The following is an 18,160-nucleotide window of genomic DNA, read 5'->3' on the forward strand; positions in this document are numbered from 1 at the left end:
GCCCAATGTTAGTAATGCAACCAATAAGGATATTACTATTGCAAGATTACTTTGAAATAGAAGAATCCTACGCATCAATCGATCCACCAAGACGACGCTTTGAACGTATTAACTCAGGAATTGCTGAAAGAAAGGTTAATGCAGGTAGCGAAGCAATAATCTTCAATTTTTGCCAAAAGCTTGAATGATCCGACATAAAATCAGCCACAGTCCTGACATCACAGTTTTTAAAGAGCTCTACAAATATCTTTGCCCCAATGATTGGATTTTTCTTGATGACAGTGATGAATAAGAAATCCATCCAAGTTTGCATCCATGAGTCTTTTTTAAACTTTATTAACTGGCGATTATTCTTTAATTCAACAGCACAATCTTTTGACCAGGTTTGTATTCTCTGGAAAGCATAACCTGAACTTGGTCTGGCGGCCCCCGCAAATAAGCCAGCAAATAAATATGTGGGATCGTCTACCTGCTCAATATGATTATTCCCCATTGGCAGAATTCCCTTTTCCTGACGAATAATTGTGTAACTTTTGTTTTGCGTATATATTTCGATCTTCTCAAGCAGTCGATCAGTTAATTGATCGGCAGTAAATAAATCCTCTGAAAATACCGTGTACTCTATCAAAGCTCTACTATTTGAAGTAGGCAGGCAGTAGATAAAAGCTAAACCTTCTTTAAAATTCGAATCAAAGTCCATTAATACCAACTTATCTTCTACAAATAGAGCGCCATCAAGCTCCACCTCATACCCAACAAAAGATTGCCACATCAGCGAATCTTTTTTAGTCATAGACTTGATTGGTCTTGTATCAACAACATTTGAGGCGGTGGCTAAAAATTTTGACGTTGGAATATGCCAAGCATCTCTTTTGATGACTTTATCAACTAATTTTTCACCAGTTAGCAGCTGAATCTTTTTATTTGAATTAATGGCATTTAAAGTATTTTTGTAAAAAATGTCACTGGGTAGCATTAAATATGGCGTTTCGTTGCAGCTATATTCAAAATCCATGTGATTATTCTTGATCGAGAATGTATTCCACTTGAACGGGGCTAAATCTCTATGGATGGGCCCCTTCACATCCCAGAAGCACCATGTGCGATCATTTGTATAAGCTTCCCGCTCTTCAATAATCAAAGTTTTGGGACAATTCTCGCCAAATTGAGACAGTTGGTAAGCAAGACTCAATCCTGCACAACCGCCACCAATAATAACAAGGTCAAAGTGTTGATTCATGAACGTGAGGAAGATTTTTTAATGATTGATGAAGCTTGGCTTGATGCTGTCCTTTGTACCTATAAAAACCAGTATCAAAAAAAGAGCTTAACAGTATTTGGATTGTTAAACCCAACTTTAATGATTTTGAAACAAACACTCTTCCATTCCAAAACTCATAATGATTATTTTTAAGTTTTACTCCAATATGCCGGTATAAAAATGCTGCAATCGCCATCCCCATTCTTGCTCTTAATGGCAAAAAACATAGGCCCTGATGGCCGCTTTGATAATAAATATCTGCCCTATTCAGCAAATAAGTTAGATTTTGAGAAATAAGGTTTTTTGTATCCATGTCAGGATTAATGAATAAGCCTGGCTCTAGGTTTTTGCACATACCTCCCGGAATATACCTTCTATCCATCATGGCGTCCTCTGCCACATCTCTACAAATGTTGGTAAGCTGCATAGCAATTCCCAAATCAATGGCATGAGCGTATGCCTGCTCATCTCTTACATCAAGTATCTTACTCATCATCAGGCCAACCGTACCAGCAACTTGATAACAATAAATAAGAAGTTGATCTTCAGATTCAATACGAACAGATTTTAGATCTGACAAAACACCATGGATCAGCTCTACAGGCACTCTTGTATCAATATTCTTCTTATTGAAAAGTTTTATTGCATCGTTGATGACGGGGTCATTTGATGTGCCAGCATTGATCTCAGTGATTATTTGCGAGAGAGTCTGATGTGCGAGAGTTATATCGTCACCATCATCCCCAATATCATCTATATATCGACAAAATCTGTAGAGCCTCGTTGCATCTTCTGCATGCTCATGCTTTAAAAGGAATTTAGCCCAAAAAAAAGTTTTACCTTTTTGGGCCAGTATGTTGTTTGATTCTTTTATGTAATCAATTGAATATTGATCAACTGGGGTCATTTAAAGTCTGCAGCTACTGGTATTAGATGATCAATCACTTTAGCTGAACAAAGAACGCCTGGCAATCCGGCTCCTGGATGAGTTCCTGCCCCAGAGATGTATAGGTTTTTTATGCCTTCTGCCTTATTGTGGAATCTAAACCATGCTGACTGTCGAAATAAAGGAGCAATTGAAAATCCTGCCCCATGCGTACTTAGATAATTACTCTGAAAGTCTTTTGGTGTCATAAAAAAGTCTTCAGTCATGTGTTTTTTCAAATCAGGCAGAATCGTTTGGTCTAGTGCATCAATGATTTTATTTTTGAGTATTTCACCCTCGATTGACCAGTCAATATCTGCCTTTAGATTAGGAACTGGGCATAAGACATAAAAACTATCGCAACCTTCAGGGGCAAAAGATGCATCTGTTGCAGTAGGGCGATGAATGTAGAGTGAGAAATCATCGGATAATATTTTTTTATCAAAAATATTACTGAGCAATTCTTTATAGGTTTTTCCTAGCCAAATAGTATGATGGACGACATCAGGATATTTTCTAGTGGTACCAAAGTAGATCACCATTAAGCCCATTGAATAATGGGCTAGTTTAATTTTTACCTTTGACGCTATGGCAACGTCGTCCTGATCAACCATATTTTGGTACAGGTATGTAGGATCAGCGTTAGAAACGATGATATCGGCACCCACCTTAGAGCCATCATCCAGAGTTAACCCAACGGCCTTACCGTTATCAATGATGATTTTCTTAACAGATTGATTCAAAATAATTTCAATATTATTTCTTTCCATCAGGTTCTTATAAGCATTAACAATGGCGCCGGTGCCACCCATAGCAAAAAAGACGCCGAATCTTCTTTCTAAATAATGGATCAGTCCATAAATGCTCGTCGTTGAAAACGGGTTTCCCCCTACCAATAATGGCTGGATTGAAAATGCTTGTCGTAACTTTGGATTCATTAAATGTCTTGAGACCATTCCCCAAACGCTCTCATAACTCTTCAAAACAAGCAGTTTTGGCACAAGAGAGATCATCAACATAAAGCGATGAAATGGAATAGCCGATAGCTTTGTAAAAGCTATGTCATAGATATTTTTAGAATGAATGAGTAGCTTTTTGTAACCCTCTTTATCTCGGGGCTCTATCTTATCGATTTCAGCCAGAGTATCTTCGATCGTACCGCCATAATCAAAAGTTGTTTTATCTGAGAAATAAAAGCGATACCATGGTGTCAGAGGGACCAATTGAACATGATCCTCAAGTTTCTCGTTAAAGAGTTCAAATAACTCTTCGAGTAGAAACGGCGCTGTTATAACCGTTGGTCCAGCATCATGCTTGAACCCATTTCTGACGAATACTTGAGCCCTACCTCCCAACATCGGGCTTCTATCAATGATTTTTACTTGATAACCCTTAGCCCTCAATCTTAAAGCAGAAGCAATGCCACCAAAGCCAGAACCAATAACTACAGCCTGCCTAGGAATAGTGGTCATTTTTTAATTGTGCTTGAATCTGTTGAATCATTTTTAGCAGGTGTTCGCTCATGGCATCTGGCAACATTTCTGCTGACTGCCCCGCTTCTGATAAATATTGTTCCGTTAACTTAATCGCACTACCAACAGGATCGACGGATCCCGCATCTTTTAGCAAATGAACCACGTTCAGTGATTTTTGCTGACCATTGGTCGGTGAATCTTTTTCAATGTCTTGCAGATCATCAGCCATTTGATATGCAACAGAAAAAGCGCTGACACTTTTTCTAACGATTTCCAAATATTGATTTTGTGACGATAAGACGATTGCAAGCTCTAGCGGCAAGCCCAATAAAGCACCGGATTTTGCCTTTGCAATTCTTACGTAGGTATCAATGCATTGAATAGGATTGACTTTGCATTCTATGTCATCTGACTGACCCTCGATGACCGAGGAAGTGCGTCGACCAACAAGTGAAATAATGATTGGCAATAATTTTGTGTTGCTGATTCCACCCAGCAAACTATAAGCACTTGAAAGCAAAAGATCGCCTGCACAGATAGCAATGTTAGTACTGTATTTTTTCCAAACCGTTATTTGACCTCTACGGATCTCATCCATATCCTGAATATCATCATGGATAAGGGATGCGTTATGCAATAACTCAGATACTGCTGAGATGATCAGCATATCGTCATGCTCTACATCTAATTCTAGACATGCACTGAGACAAAGTCTCATTCTAACTTTTTGACCTGGCGCATCTAGATGGTACTTAGCTGCCTGAAGCGCTAAGTTTTGAATTTGTGATGATTCGGTAACAGTGCCGAATATGTGCCCGTTAATTAATGCATCAACTTGACGAATTAATTCGTCAATAGATGAATCCAAACCTTTTGATGATTTAGATAATTTAATTAATGTTTGAGCTGTCATTTAATGATTTCAAAAAATATCGGGCACATCTTTTTAATTGTTTTTATCAATTTAAAGATATGCCCGAATATATGACTCTAGTTATTGACTATTACTTCTTTTCGCTTTCAGACACAGCTACTGACCAAATGATCACACCAAATGCAATCTTGTTTAGAACGTCAGCAAGGTTGTAAATGATATTCAAAGCATTGGAACTAGCTTCTGGAGAAGCGCCTGTTAGGTAACCGAAGAAATAACCAATTGGATAGATTGCCCAACCAATTGTCACAATCCAACGCATTAAGTTAAATGCTGACTGTACATTTGCTGGTGCTTGTTGTGCATTGATCTTGCTGGCTTCGCCTGCGAAGATTTCCCAAAGGATATATGCCCAACCAATCATACCGATGATGAATGCAGGCCATACAGCCATGTATCCAGCTTCGCCTAGGTATCCACCAACCAACATGACCAATGTACCAATCATCAAACGCCAAAACACGCCAACTGGCACTTTAGCAATTGCTTGAAGAATCAAGTAGAACTCAATCATCAATAGCGGTACTGTGATTAACCAGTCGATGTAACGGAAAACAGTTGGTGATGCACCTGTTGAAACCCATACATCGCGCATATAGAAATAATGCACAGCAGCAATTAATGTAACCAAACCTGATACAGTTAATGAAGTCTTCCATTTAGGGCTAACGCGATCTCTCTCCAAGAAGAAAAATGCTGTTGAAGCAACAAGCGCCATTGAAATCAACCAAAATGAAATTCCAACGAAGTCTGTTGACTTGAGGACCAGAGTTTCTGCGTATGCAGGTGATGCAATAAGACCTAGAGTGACCAAACCTAGTGCTGATTTACATCGGATTAAAGCGTTTTTGAATGTAATCATTTGCTTCTCCATAAAAAAATTATTGTGTAACTGCATTTAAAACTATTAGTTAAAAACACATGAATAACTAAATTGTCTTAGACAAGTAGCTGACTCATAGTACTCTGATTTTTTGTGGATACACTAGTGGTTTTCCCTATTCCAAATCATTTTGGTCCATCTAGGGGAGACCATTAGCTCAAGAGCCAACTTTATTTTTTGCAATCAATATTTTTATTAAATAAAAAAGATTCATCAGAAGTTTATCTAAGCCTTCTCTCCAGGCCCTTACTTTATCGAGCTTCTAGGGGGTGGATATGCCAATCATCCATAAATGATGAGAGCCGGCACTCAAAATAAAATGATTTGGATTTCAAGAGCTTGATCACTCTTTTTATCGGTTTATAGTTTTTTTATTTACCGGAATTTTGCGTGTTTTTACGATTTTTTTATCAATCTTTGATTTTCAAAAATTAATATCTGCACCTCAATTTGTGACAGACAAACTCTGTATTTCATCTGTCATTCATCAATCAATGATGATTAATTCAATTTCAGTGATTAATTCAGAATTAGGTGGTACTTTTTTACCAAGGCCTTCAGCACCATAAGCTAGGTAAGGGGGAATTATGACTTCTCTTATTCCTCCAACCTTCATACCTCTCACTGCTTCATCCCAACCCTGAATAACCAACTTATCCCCGATGGTGAACCAAAAAGGGTCTGAACGAGCTGTTTCACCGATCTTGACGGGATCTTTACCAAAACCTGTGAGCCAACAGGTGTAATGGATAGCAACCGATTTGCCAACGGTCGCACCTACTCCAGTTCCAACGACTTTATCTTCGTAACGAAGGCCGGTACTTGTTTGTATCATTTGATCAGTGCCAAGGATTGTTTTAAGAATCTTACCCTAAATTTAAGCACTTCATTGAGTGGAGAATTGAGTCTTAATAGATAAAACCCCCATCATTGCTGATGAGGGTTCGTTACGACTGGTGGGCCCTCGCGGACTTGAACCGCGGACCAAAGGATTATGAGTCCTCTGCTCTAACCAACTGAGCTAAGGGCCCTTATGGATTAATCTTCCTCTAAGAAGCTCTTCAGTTTGTCGCTTCTGCTTGGATGACGCATTTTACGCAAAGCTTTTGCTTCAATTTGACGTATACGCTCACGTGTAACGTCAAACTGTTTACCCACTTCTTCCAAAGTATGGTCAGTGCTCATCTCAATACCAAAACGCATTCTCAACACTTTGGCTTCACGCGGTGTCAATGAATCAAGGATGTCTTTGACCACATCACGCATTGAATCATGCAAAGCAGCTTCTTGTGGAGCCAAAGTGTTCGTGTCTTCGATGAAGTCGCCCAAGTTTGAATCAGCATCATCACCAATTGGAGTTTCCATTGAGATAGGCTCTTTAGCGATCTTCATGATCTTGCGAATCTTGTCTTCTGGAATCTCCATCTTCAACGCCAATGTTGCAGCATCAGGCTCTACACCTGTCTCTTGCAAAATTTGACGACTGATACGATTCATCTTATTGATGGTTTCAATCATGTGAACAGGAATACGGATTGTGCGGGCCTGGTCAGCGATTGAACGCGTGATCGCCTGACGAATCCACCATGTTGCGTATGTTGAGAACTTATAACCACGACGGTATTCAAACTTATCGACCGCCTTCATCAAACCAATATTGCCCTCTTGGATCAAGTCCAAGAACTGCAAACCACGGTTGGTGTATTTTTTAGCAATCGAAATCACCAAACGCAAGTTAGCAACAGTCATTTCACGTTTAGCAGCACGAGCACGTTTTTCGCCCTCGTTCATCTTCTTGTTCACTTCTTTTAATTCTGGAAGTGGCAAGACCACGTTATTTTGAATATCAATTAACTTTTGTTGAATTTCTTGAATTGCAGGGATGTTTCTTTCAAGGATGGCTGCGTAAGACTTGGCATCTTTCAACAAGATTGAAGACCACTTCAAGTTCAATGCTTGTTTTGGTAGAGCTGCTAGAACTTCACCACGCGGCACACCCACTTTATCTACAAGTACTCGAACCAAGCTGCGCTCCAATGTCCATACTTGATCAACTTGCTTGCGCATCGTGTCGCATAGTTTTTCTACAGACTTGGCCGTTAAACGGAAGCCCATCAATTCATTACGAATCGCTTCTTGTGCTTTTTTGTAGCCAGGAGAGTTGTAGCCCTCTTTCTCATGCGCTTTGCGCATCTTGTCAAATTGATTGCGGATCACCACAAACTTAACGAGAGAAAGTTGCTTTAATTCTTCAAGCTGCTTGGCTGATGCAGTGTTACCACCACCGCCGCCACCTGATTCTTCATCACCCTCTTCACCTTCTTCATCTTCAAGAGGCTCTTCTTCTTCAACGGCAGTCATTGGAATGTCTTCTGCGTTTGGATCAACCAAACCATCGACAAACTCATCAATCTCCATCGTGCCTTCTTCGATCTTCTTGACGTTATCCAAAATCTCAATGATCGTTACAGGGCATGCTGACAATGCCATCACCATTTCTTTAAGACCGGCTTCAATTTTCTTAGCAATGACAATCTCGCCTTCGCGAGTTAAAAGATCAACTGTGCCCATTTCACGCATGTACATACGGACTGGATCTGTTGTTCTACCAAACTCAGAGTCAACAGTTGATAAAGCTGCTTCAGCTTCTTCTTCAGCTTCTTCTTCGGTTGTGGCAGATGGCGCATTTTCATTTAACAACAATGTTTCTGCATCAGGTGCTTGTTCGTAAACAGTGATGCTGATGTCGCTCAACAAGCTGATCAATGTTTCCAATGAATCAGAATCAGAAATTTCATCTGACATCACGTCATTGATTTCGCCATGCGTTAAGTAGCCGCGTGACTTACCCATCTTGATCAAATGCTTCAAGCGAGCACGGCGCAACTCTTGTTGTTCTTCACTGCCTAATTTCTGAGCATTGAACTCTTGCAACAATGCTTTTTCTTTTGCTTTGCGATCACGTGCCTTTTGACGATCTGTGCGGTTATCCACATTTGGATCAACCGGCTCTACTGGCTTTGGTTTACGTCCACGTGTTTTTTTAATGGGCTCGCCGTTTTCATCTACTGCAACTTCTAAAGTTGCTTCGCTCTCTTTAACTTTCTTGCCAGCATTTTTTTGTTTTTCTGCTTTGGCCAATTCTTTAGCCAAAGCTTTGGCTAGCTTTGCTTCTTCTTTTAATTCTTTTGCTGTTTTAACTGCAGGCTTGGTTGGCTTAACTGGCTTAGCTGGAACCTTAGCAATGGCTTTTTTAGCCACAGGCTTTGCTACTGCTTTTTTAGGCGCTGGCTTAGCAACTGCTTTGACAGCTTTTTTAGCCACAGGCTTAGCAGCAGCTTTCTTGGCCACTGGTTTGGCGGCAACTTTTTTAGCCACAGGTTTGGTGGCTGCTTTTTTTGGTGCCGGCTTAGCAACTTTTGCAGCTGGCTTCTTAGCCACTGGTTTGGCTACAGGTTTTTTAGCCACAGGTTTGGTGGCTGCTTTTTTTGGTGCCGGCTTAGCAACTTTTGCAGCTGGCTTCTTAGCCACTGGTTTTGCAATTACTTTTTTGGGGGCTGCCTTAGAAATGACTTTTTTGGCTTTAGATGCTGGCATAATGTTAGTACTCACTCACTTTAATAGACTAAGAAGTTACAGAACTGCTAACTTATTGAATTTCATTAGAAATTCGGAAACCTTGTATTATAGTCGGTGAGTTGGAGTTTTTCCAGATTATTTGAGTTTTGTCATTAATTGACGGTAGCGCTCAACATCGCCTTCCTGGGTTTGACCAGCCGCTATTCTGGTAGCGATTTCGGTCATTTGATCCTTTAAATCAATATGTTCCAGTTTTTTAAGGGTGCTGTAAAAGTCTTCTTTGGCAATATCTTCGGTTAAATCACTTTGCATGATTCTTTCACGAAGGATGGCATAAGACTTGGCCAAAGGCGCCCGATCCAATTGTTCCTGAAATACCGCAAAACCAACATTGGATGGCATTTGCTCACACTGGAAAATCAAATCTGCCATCAATGCCATGGCCTTCTCTGATCTTTTTTGGGCTGCGCCCAAAATCAGTCGCTTAGCTTCAGGCTCAAGAGTTCTGGCAAAGAATGGGAATTGCAAAAGAATTCTTAAAATTTGCTCTGCCAAATCGGTTGGCGCTGTGGGTGGCGGGCCAGATGAAACAGGTGCTTTTTTAGCCCATGGCTTTTTACCATTCGAGCCGGCACCAGTCATGTATTTATTTGATCCATTGTTTGCTACCTGCGTCATTGGTTTTTGCTCAACAACAGGTTTGAATCCACAAAATGATTCAAGCTCTGCAGGAGTAATGCCAATTCTTTGAGCCAACTCACGAATCAATTGCGCTCTTAATGCGATCGCAGGCATCGATAACAACAATGGCTTAGCTGCATGTTGGGTTTGCGCTCTACCTTCAGGTGTATTCCAATCATGACCTTCATTGGCCACTTGAATTAAAAACGAAGATAGAGGCATCGCTTGGCGAATTGCTTCATCAAATGCTGGTGCACCACGCTCTCTGACAAAACTATCAGGATCGTGTTCTGTTGGCAAAAATAAGAATTTGATTTCTTTGTCATCAGCCATCATTGGCAAACAAGCTTCAAGAGCTCTCTTCGCAGCACGCTGACCTGCAGCATCACCGTCGAATGAAAAAATGATGCGATCAGTTTGACGCATCAACGCTCTGACGTGATTGGCTGTACACGCCGTACCCAAAGTGGCCACACCATTGGCAAAGCCCAATTGAGCAAGCGCCACCACATCCATGTAGCCCTCACAAACAATCACATACCCCTTATCTCTGATGGCTTGTCGCGCTTCAAACAAACCATACAAAGTATTGCCTTTAGAGAACAGTGGTGTTTCTGGTGAATTTAAATATTTAGGTTCGCCAGCATCTAAGATTCGACCTCCGAAAGCAATTACCTGCCCTTTGGGATTGCGAATTGGGAACATGATTCGATCACGAAAACGATCATAGCGTTTTGCTTCAGACTGAATAATCAGTCCAGCTTCAACCAAAACATTGGCGATCGAGTCTTGAGAATATGAACCAAAAACAGCTTCCAATCCCTGCCAAGATTCTGGCGCGTAACCCAAGTTAAATCGCTTAGCAATTTCTCCACTCAAGCCACGACCTTTTAGGTAATCAATGGCCCGTGTATTTTTTTTTAGCTGTTGCTTATACCAATCAGCCGCCGGAGACATGACTTCACTGAGGGCCATTGCTTGCTGTTGCTTAGCAAGGTCTTGTGGTCTGCGCTCTTCACGTGGCACAGTCAAGCCAGCAGATCTTGCCAATTCTTCAATAGCATCTACATACGTTAGACCAGAATGCTCCATGAGAAAACTGATCGCAGAGCCATGCGCTCCACAACCGAAGCAGTGATAAAACTGTTTGGTCGGTGAGACGCTGAATGATGGAGACTTCTCGTTATGAAAGGGGCACAAACCTTGAAAGTTAGCGCCGCCTTTTTTCAATGTCACATGACGCCCCACAACCTCGACGATATCGATGCGATTCAATAAATCAGCAATGAAGGATTGAGGAATCATGTTGGCAGTCTATGACAATTCTTTATTTTGTTAAAGCAGCTTTCACTTGAGCAGAGACAACACCCATATCAGCTTTACCAGCCAATTGTGATTTAACAAGACCCATCACCTTGCCCATATCTTGTGGCCCAGTTGCGCCAACTTCTGTCACTGCTTTTGCAACTACTGCAGCCACTTCGGCTTCAGACATTTGCTCTGGCATATAAGCCTGCAAAACAATCAGTTCAGCACTCTCAATTGCCACCAAGTCATCACGCTTGGCCGCCTGAAATTGAGAAATAGAATCCTTGCGTTGCTTGATCAGTTTTTCAATGATGGCAACCACCGCGCCGTCATCCAACTCAATGCGCTCATCCACTTCTTTTTGCTTCATGGCAGCTAACAATAAACGGATTGTTCCCAAGCGAGCAGTGTCTTTTGCGCGCATAGCATTTTTCATATCTTCTGTGATTTGGTCTTTTAAGCTCATCTTTACTCCTCAAATAAAAAAACCCACTGCGGGATAACCGTCAGTGGGTTTGTCTTATCCCAAGGCTAGAAATCCAGCCTGAGAAAAAATTAATACATTTTCTTAGGCAACATCTGGCTGCGAATACGCTTGTAATGGCGTTTAGCAGCAGCAGCCTTCAAACGCTTGCGCTCAGCTGTTGGCTTTTCGTAGAACTCACGAGCACGTAGCTCAGTCAAAAGACCGTTCTTCTCGATGGTGCGCTTGAAACGGCGCAGTGCTACTTCAAATGGTTCGTTTTCGCGTAAGCGGATTGTTGTCATGCTGTAGTTCTCTAAATAGGATCTGAAAAAAAAGTCAGAAAAAACTGTAAAACGAGATTGTAGCACGGCAAAATACAGTCATGCGAGTACTTGGTATAGAAACTTCTTGTGATGAAACAGGTGTGGCAATTGTGGATACAGCCCCCTGGGAGGCCGGGAAGCCTGCTGGGATGGGCTTATTAGGCCAAGCTCTGTACTCTCAAATAGCCATGCACATTGATTACGGCGGCGTGGTACCCGAATTAGCCTCTCGAGATCACATCAAAAGAATAATACCTCTTATAAATCAGGTACTTAAAGAAACTCCTGGTGGCTTAGAAGACATTGATGCGATCGCTTTTACCCAAGGTCCCGGCCTGGCCGGAGCACTTTTGGTGGGCGCATCCGTGGCAAAAGGCATGGCCTTGGCCCTGAATAAGCCCGTTTTGGGCATCCACCACCTGGAAGGTCACCTTTTATCGCCATTACTGGCCGATGATGCCAATATTAATTTTCCATTCGTGGCCCTCTTGGTGTCAGGTGGGCACACGCAACTCATGAAAGTGACTGGGGTTGGCGAATACACGATCCTTGGAGAAACTTTGGATGATGCTGCTGGCGAGGCGTTTGATAAAACTGCCAAGATGTTGGGCTTGAGTTACCCAGGAGGACCGGCTGTTTCAAATTTGTCCAAAACTGGTAATCCAAGCACCCATCAATTTCCTAGACCCATGAAACATTCTGGTGATTTGGATTTTTCATTTGCTGGTTTAAAAACATCGGTACTGACCCAAGTTAAAAAAGTCACTGCTGCCAACAATGGTCACTTGAGTGATTCGGCTAAAGCGGATGTCGCCAGAGGATTTGTTGATGCCATCGTCGAAGTGTTGGTCAGTAAATCCATCAGTGCTTTGAAGCAAACGGGCTTAACAACTTTGGTTGTCGCTGGTGGAGTTGGCGCCAATGAACAACTGAGAGAATCTTTAGCTCAGTCTTGCGCTAAAGAAGATTTTTCAGTTCATTACCCACCGATGCATTTGTGCACCGACAATGGTGCGATGATTGCTTTTGCTGGCGCTATGCGCCTAAAGAAAAATCCCCAACTTGCTACCAAACATTGGGGATTTGACGTGAGGCCCCGATGGCCTTTGGATGATTTAGAGTGAAAATTCTAAAGAATTAGTCTGACTGAATCAGTGCATACGCACTGTGGTTGTGAATCGACTCAAAGTTTTCAGCTTCAACAACAAAAGATTTGATTCTTTCATCTGCCTTCAATCGACCGGCCACATCACGCACCAAATCTTCAACAAACTTTGGATTGTCGTAAGCTCTTTCGGTCACGAACTTTTCATCTGGGCGCTTTAACAAGCCCCACAACTCACATGAAGCCTCTGCTTCAGCGATCCTGACCAAATCTTCAATGCTCAAATCAATGTCTTTTTGTAAAGTCACATTCATCGTGACATGTGAGCGTTGATTGTGAGCGCCGTACTCAGAGATCTCTTTTGAGCATGGGCACAAGCTTGTGACAGGCACAACAGCCTGAAGCTTTAAATCTACCTCTACTTGGCCATTCAAATTTTTAGCGTTAGCCACCCAAGTCACATCGTAATCAAGCAAACTTTGTACACCAGAGATCGGTGCTGTTTTATTGATGAAGTGAGTGTATTTAAGTGAAATCTGACCAGCCTGCGCTTCTAGCAATGGCAACATTTTGCCAATCATTGAACGCATCTCATGAGCATTCAAAGGCGCATGACTGTCTTGCAACAAAGCGATAAAACGGGACATGTGTGTGCCCTTTTTATCCGCTGGTAATAAAACATCTAAATCAATCATGGCAACGCTAGGTTGCACGCCTGATTCGGTTGTGACCTGAATAGGATGGCGCACACCACGAATTCCAACGCGATTAATCACGATGTTGCGATGGTCAACGGACGACTGAACATCGGCCATGGCCGATGTTTTTAGGAAAGATGTGTTGATGTCATTCATGGCTATATTGTCCTGCAATTTTACGCAGCTTGCTGTTTTGCTGGAATTCCCAGTTTTTCCGCAATGGCTTTGCGAATGCCTGCCGCATCCAAACCACACTCTTTCATCAGCAAAGCATGGTCGCCATGATCAACGAATCGATCAGGCAAACCGAGCACCAAAGTTGGCACTTGAATGCCTGCTACTGATAAGGCTTCAAGGCAAGCACTGCCTGCCCCACCACCCACAGCACCTTCTTCCAAGGTGACAATCAAGTCATGCTCTTGGGCCATCTTGCACACAAGATCAACGTCCAATGGCTTGATGAATCGCATATTCACAACCGTGGCGTCAAAGTCAGGCGCAACTTCTAGCGCTGGGTACAACAAGGTACCGAATGCAAGAATCGCCACTTTTTTACCTTGAAGACCTGGAGTGCTGCGTCTAATTTCAGCTTTACCCAGCGGTAATTCTTTGAGTTCTTTACTCACGACGGCACCAACTCCAGCACCGCGCGGATAGCGCACAGCCGATGGATGATTTTGTTTAAAAGCGGTGGTCAATAAATCACGGCACTCTGCTTCGTCTGCAGGAGCCATCAACAACATGTTTGGAATACAACGCAAGTAAGGGATGTCATAAGCACCAGCGTGGGTCGCACCGTCTGCTCCAACCAAACCTGAACGATCCATTGCAAAGACAACTGGCAGGTCTTGCAAGGCCACATCATGGATCAACTGATCGTAACCACGTTGCAAGAATGTTGAGTAAATCGCAACCACTGGTTTCATACCTTCGCAAGCCAAGCCACCCGCAAAGGTCACAGCGTGCTGTTCAGCAATACCAACATCGAAATAACGATCAGGGAAGCGCGCCTCAAATTCGACCAAGCCAGATCCTTCGCGCATCGCTGGCGTGACTGCGACCAAACGCTTGTCTGCCTCAGCCATATCGCACAACCATTCACCAAAAATTTGTGTGAATGTTTTTTTACTTGGGGCACTTGGTTTTGCAGTATTAATGCCCTGTGCAGGATCAAACTTACCTGGTCCGTGATAAAGAATAGGATCAGCTTCTGCTAATTTGTAACCTTGTCCTTTTTTAGTGACCACATGCAAAAACTGTGGGCCTTCACCATCCAAGGCCAAACGTCTGACGTTTTGAAGAGTCGGCACCAAAGAGTCAAGATCGTGACCATCAATTGGTCCAATGTAATTAAAACCAAACTCTTCAAAAATAGTTCCAGGCACAACCATGCCTTTGGCGTGCTCTTCTAATCTTTTTGCAAATTCTCGCAAAGGTGGCGCCATCGATAAAACACTGTCCAAACCTTTTTTGGTGGCGGCGTAAAAACGACCACTCATCAAACGCGCCAAATAACGGTTCAAGGCGCCCACTGCTGGAGAAATCGACATGTCGTTATCATTCAGAACCACGACCAAAGGTAAATCTTTGTGTATGCCGCCATTGTTCAAGGCTTCAAAGGCCATACCGGCACTCATCGCACCATCACCAATCACGGCCACGGCCACGCGCTTTTCGCCTTGAGCACGAGCACCCAGTGCCATACCAATTGCTGCAGAGATACTGGTTGAAGAATGAGCTGTACCAAAAGTATCGTATTCACTTTCAGAACGACGCGGGAAACCTGAGATGCCACCATACTGTCTGAGCGTATCCATGCGCTCACGACGACCTGTCAAAATTTTATGTGGGTAACTTTGATGACCCACATCCCAAATCAAGCGGTCATAAGGTGTTTGAAACACGTAATGCAAGGCCACTGTTAATTCAACCGTGCCCAAATTAGACGATAGATGTCCACCAGTCTTTGCAACTGAATCCACCAAAAATTCGCGCAACTCTGCCGCAAGCTTTGGTAATTGATCCCGACTTAACTCGCGTAAATCTTTTGGATCATCAATTGTTTTAAGTAAATCAGTCATAAATTATTTTAATTGCAGTCAGCAAGACTGCTGTCAGTTCTCTCTATTCACCACTTTACTAGCAATAGCTCTTAATAAGTCAGCATTGTCGCCCCAAATGCTCAGGCTATCGAGGGCTTCTTGATGCAATTGTCTTGCAAATTCTCTTGCGCCATCCAAACCCATCAAAGAAACAAATGTTGGCTTATTGGCAGCAGCATCTTTTCCTGCGGTTTTGCCCAAAGTTTGACTATCTGAACTCGCATCCAAAACATCATCCACCACCTGAAACGCCAAACCCAAAGCACTGGCAAACACATCCAAGGATTTTTTCTCTTGGTCATTCAAATGAATCGCAATTGCACCAATTTGCACAGCCGTTCTTAACAGAGCTCCTGTTTTTAAACGGTGCATCTGCTCTAGTTCATTTTGCGTTAACTGTTTACCAACACTTGCCAAATCAATGGCTTGACCACCCGCCATACCAGCCATGCCACCAGCCGTGCTCAGGCTGGTGATCACTTGTACTTTCTGAGCGTCGTTGAGTGCGCTTTGCGCAATCAACTGAAACGCCATGGTTTGCAGGGCATCACCCACCAACAGGGCACTGGCTTCATCAAACGCTTTATGAACGGTTGGTCTGCCACGACGTAGGTCGTCGTTATCCATGCAAGGCAAATCATCATGAACCAATGAATACGTGTGAAACAATTCCAGAGCCACTGCACAGGCATCAAGTCCAGCCACCTGGTCCAACTCTTTACCAGCAAGACTGGCTGTTGCGTAAGTCAATAAAGGGCGCACTCTTTTGCCACCGCCAGTGGCGGCATAGTGTATGGCAGACTTCAAGCCTGATGCAACTGAGACTTGCTCATCAACATATCTGAGGATGGCCTGATCCAGACGCTCTGTTGAACGTTGCAGCCAGACAGAAGTTGAATCACCCGGCTTCAAATTACCCTTGAACCATCTTCACTTGCTGCTCAACCTGCCCTAAAACATGCTGGCAATGCTTCAATAATTCAGCGCCACGCTTATAAGCAGTCAAGGTATCTTCAAGACTTAACTTGCCCGATTCCATGGTCGCGATCAAACCCTCGAGCTCAGAAACAGCATCCTCATAACGAAGATCAGGGCTCAAAGAAGTGGAGGAAGCAGGAGTAGCTTCAGCGCCAGTCTTTTTAGGCATAAAAATCCCTTTTATTTGATAAAAAACAATTCACTGACCGATTTTAAGGCTTTAGGGACGGTTATAATCTTTTTCCCTATCCAATATCGACCCGTCGATGGTTGGATTGGTTATTCCGCTTAGCTTCGGCTGACTTTTTTCGGGGGTGGGAAGAATGACTAATCTAGCTAGCGCGCAGCATCTTGCGCAGTCCAAGCTACAACTGCCAGTATCGGCTTACTTTGATGCAGAGCTGTATCAAAGAGAAATTGACCTGCTTTTTAAGCAGGGGCCTGGTTACGTCGGTCATGAGCTCATGGTTCCAGAAATTGGTGACTACCAAACCTTAAGTGCCGAGAATGAAGGTCGCGTATTGATCCGCAACGATCAAGGGATTGAACTGCTCTCAAATGTGTGTCGCCACCGTCAAGCCATCATGCTGAACGGACGAGGCCATGTAGACAATATTGTTTGCCCATTGCACCGCTGGACCTATAAAACGGATGGCACTTTATTGGGTGCACCGCATTTTGATGATCAACCTTGCCTGAATTTAGGTAAGAGTCCTTTACAAAACTGGCAAGGTCTTCTATTTGAGGGCCCAAGAGATGTTCATGCTGACTTGATGAACATGGGGATTTCAAAAGATCTGGATTTCTCTGGATACATGTTGGATCACGTAGAAGTGCATGAATGTAATTACAACTGGAAAACATTCATTGAGGTCTACCTCGAGGACTATCACGTTGAACCCTTCCACCCTGGCTTAGGCAAGTTTGTTTCTTGCGAAGATTTATCTTGGCAATTTGAAGACTGGTTCAGTGTTCAAACCGTTGGCATTAAAAATCAATTGAAGCATGCTGGCTCGCCAACTTATCAACGTTGGCACGATGCCGTTTTAAAAACCCATCCAGAAAAAATGCCAAAGCATGGCGCCATTTGGTTAACTTACTATCCGAACATCATGGTGGAGTGGTATCCAGGTGTTTTATGTGTGTCAACGCTGCAACCCATGGGCGTGAATAAAACCAGAAACATCGTTGAGTTTTATTACCCAGAAGAGCTTGCATTGTTTGAGCGAGAGTTCATTGAAGCAGAAAGAGCTGCTTACATGGAAACATGCATTGAAGATGACGAAATTGCAGAACGCATGGACCAAGGTAGAAAAGCCCTCCTGGATCGCGGTGTGAATGAAGTGGGTCCATATCAAAGCCCGATGGAAGATGGCATGCAACACTTCCACGAGTGGTACAGAAAAGCAATGTCCTACAAGTAAAGAACTAAAGGACTATAG

16 protein-coding genes and 1 tRNA gene are annotated in these 18,160 nt (G+C 42.9%); 2 read left to right on the top strand and 15 right to left on the bottom strand.

The annotated features are described in order from the left end of the window. Nucleotides 1–67: 67 nt before the first annotated feature. The 11 genes from AOC33_RS00335 to rpsU all read right to left on the bottom strand — a co-directional run bounded on the left by AOC33_RS00335 (nt 68) and on the right by rpsU (nt 11,814). A complete protein-coding gene (locus AOC33_RS00335) occupies nt 68–1,240 on the bottom strand; it encodes a lycopene cyclase family protein (protein ID WP_089514624.1) in 1,173 nt (390 codons plus the stop codon). Beyond that, entirely contained in the window at nt 1,224–2,168 is a 945-nt protein-coding gene (locus AOC33_RS00340; RefSeq protein WP_089514625.1) for a phytoene/squalene synthase family protein, read from the bottom strand. Before AOC33_RS00340 ends, AOC33_RS00335 begins: the two co-directional genes overlap by 17 nt. Then, nucleotides 2,165–3,658 carry a phytoene desaturase family protein gene (gene crtI, locus AOC33_RS00345; protein WP_089514626.1) on the bottom strand — a complete coding sequence of 498 codons (1,494 nt, stop codon included), beginning with the start codon at nt 3,656–3,658 and terminating at the stop codon, nt 2,165–2,167. Before crtI ends, AOC33_RS00340 begins: the two co-directional genes overlap by 4 nt. Next, complete coding sequence (locus AOC33_RS00350; protein ID WP_089514627.1) at nt 3,642–4,574, bottom strand: polyprenyl synthetase family protein; 933 nt, start codon at nt 4,572–4,574, stop codon at nt 3,642–3,644. Before AOC33_RS00350 ends, crtI begins: the two co-directional genes overlap by 17 nt. Before the next feature lie 91 nt (nt 4,575–4,665). Next, nucleotides 4,666–5,457, bottom strand: coding sequence for a bacteriorhodopsin-like (locus tag AOC33_RS00355; protein WP_089515542.1), 792 nt, complete (start codon nt 5,455–5,457; stop codon nt 4,666–4,668). Nucleotides 5,458–5,965: 508 nt separating this feature from the next. Continuing rightward, entirely contained in the window at nt 5,966–6,313 is a 348-nt protein-coding gene (locus AOC33_RS00360) for an FKBP-type peptidyl-prolyl cis-trans isomerase (protein ID WP_089514628.1), read from the bottom strand. 119 nt (nt 6,314–6,432) lie between these two features. Further along, nucleotides 6,433–6,509 (bottom strand) — tRNA-Ile (locus tag AOC33_RS00365). Between the two features lie 7 nt (nt 6,510–6,516). After that, entirely contained in the window at nt 6,517–9,075 is a 2,559-nt protein-coding gene (rpoD, locus tag AOC33_RS00370; RefSeq protein ID WP_089514629.1) for an RNA polymerase sigma factor RpoD, read from the bottom strand. Between the two features lie 117 nt (nt 9,076–9,192). Beyond that, complete coding sequence (gene dnaG / locus AOC33_RS00375) at nt 9,193–11,043, bottom strand: DNA primase (protein ID WP_089514630.1); 1,851 nt, start codon at nt 11,041–11,043, stop codon at nt 9,193–9,195. 22 nt (nt 11,044–11,065) lie between these two features. Continuing rightward, nucleotides 11,066–11,512 carry a GatB/YqeY domain-containing protein gene (locus AOC33_RS00380; RefSeq protein WP_089514631.1) on the bottom strand — a complete coding sequence of 149 codons (447 nt, stop codon included), beginning with the start codon at nt 11,510–11,512 and terminating at the stop codon, nt 11,066–11,068. A gap of 89 nt (nt 11,513–11,601) precedes the next feature. Further along, nucleotides 11,602–11,814, bottom strand: a complete 213-nt coding sequence (gene rpsU, locus AOC33_RS00385) for a 30S ribosomal protein S21 (protein WP_088813122.1) — start codon at nt 11,812–11,814, stop codon at nt 11,602–11,604. Nucleotides 11,815–11,894: 80 nt separating this feature from the next. On the opposite strand from rpsU, the gene tsaD reads away from it, so the two are divergent. Continuing rightward, nucleotides 11,895–12,959 (top strand): tRNA (adenosine(37)-N6)-threonylcarbamoyltransferase complex transferase subunit TsaD, encoded by a 1,065-nt coding sequence (gene tsaD, locus AOC33_RS00390; RefSeq protein WP_089514632.1) that lies wholly within the window; start codon nt 11,895–11,897, stop codon nt 12,957–12,959. A 13-nt stretch (nt 12,960–12,972) separates the two neighbouring features. Here tsaD and folE2 read toward each other — a convergent pair whose 3' ends face one another. Genes folE2 through xseB form a run of 4 tightly spaced genes read right to left on the bottom strand, consistent with a single transcriptional unit; the run spans nt 12,973 to nt 16,887 of the window. Further along, nucleotides 12,973–13,794 carry a GTP cyclohydrolase FolE2 gene (gene folE2, locus AOC33_RS00395; RefSeq protein ID WP_089514633.1) on the bottom strand — a complete coding sequence of 274 codons (822 nt, stop codon included), beginning with the start codon at nt 13,792–13,794 and terminating at the stop codon, nt 12,973–12,975. A 20-nt stretch (nt 13,795–13,814) separates the two neighbouring features. After that, nucleotides 13,815–15,719 (bottom strand): 1-deoxy-D-xylulose-5-phosphate synthase, encoded by a 1,905-nt coding sequence (dxs, locus tag AOC33_RS00400; RefSeq protein ID WP_089514634.1) that lies wholly within the window; start codon nt 15,717–15,719, stop codon nt 13,815–13,817. Between the two features lie 33 nt (nt 15,720–15,752). Further along, entirely contained in the window at nt 15,753–16,652 is a 900-nt protein-coding gene (locus tag AOC33_RS00405) for a polyprenyl synthetase family protein (protein WP_089514635.1), read from the bottom strand. A gap of 1 nt (nt 16,653) precedes the next feature. Next, nucleotides 16,654–16,887: an exodeoxyribonuclease VII small subunit gene (xseB, locus tag AOC33_RS00410; protein WP_089514636.1), complete on the bottom strand. Its 234-nt coding sequence runs from the start codon at nt 16,885–16,887 to the stop codon at nt 16,654–16,656. A gap of 154 nt (nt 16,888–17,041) precedes the next feature. Here xseB and AOC33_RS00415 point away from each other — a divergent pair, with 154 nt between their 5' ends. Then, entirely contained in the window at nt 17,042–18,142 is a 1,101-nt protein-coding gene (locus AOC33_RS00415; protein WP_089514637.1) for an aromatic ring-hydroxylating oxygenase subunit alpha, read from the top strand. Nucleotides 18,143–18,160: the final 18 nt, after the last annotated feature.

Origin of the sequence: Polynucleobacter cosmopolitanus, from assembly GCF_002224225.1 — a bacterium.
In the GTDB taxonomy this organism is placed as follows: domain Bacteria; phylum Pseudomonadota; class Gammaproteobacteria; order Burkholderiales; family Burkholderiaceae; genus Polynucleobacter; species Polynucleobacter cosmopolitanus.